This window comes from Streptomyces tateyamensis, assembly GCF_003205575.1.
GTDB classification, from domain to species: Bacteria; Actinomycetota; Actinomycetes; order Streptomycetales; family Streptomycetaceae; genus Kitasatospora; species Kitasatospora tateyamensis.
The window spans coordinates 1-250 of sequence record NZ_PYBW01000324.1 but is presented as its reverse complement, the minus strand read 5'-3'; the positions used below and the strand labels follow the sequence as shown (position 1 = coordinate 250).

Sequence of the window (250 nt, the reverse complement as noted above, 5' to 3'; positions counted from 1 at the left end):
CCGGCCCGGGCGGTGCGGCGGGCGGTGCGACAGCCTCGGCCGATGCGGGAGGTGCGGCAGCAGCGGGCGGTGCGGCCAGCCAGTCGGCGGAGGGAACGAAGAAGAGCGAGCCGGTGACGGCGGTCGACACGTCCAGCAGCCGGTCGTGCCGGCCGTCCCCGTCGCGGCCCAGGAACATGTTGGCCAGCATCTCCTCGGTCACCGCGGGGGTGCGGCAGTAGCCGATGAAGTAGGTGCCGGCCTCGCCGGT

Annotated in this window: 1 pseudogene; it reads right to left on the bottom strand. The window is 74.8% G+C overall.

What is annotated here, in order from left to right:
* Window positions 1-250, bottom strand: a pseudogene (locus tag C7C46_RS33580) (Dyp-type peroxidase domain-containing protein); the annotation flags it as partial.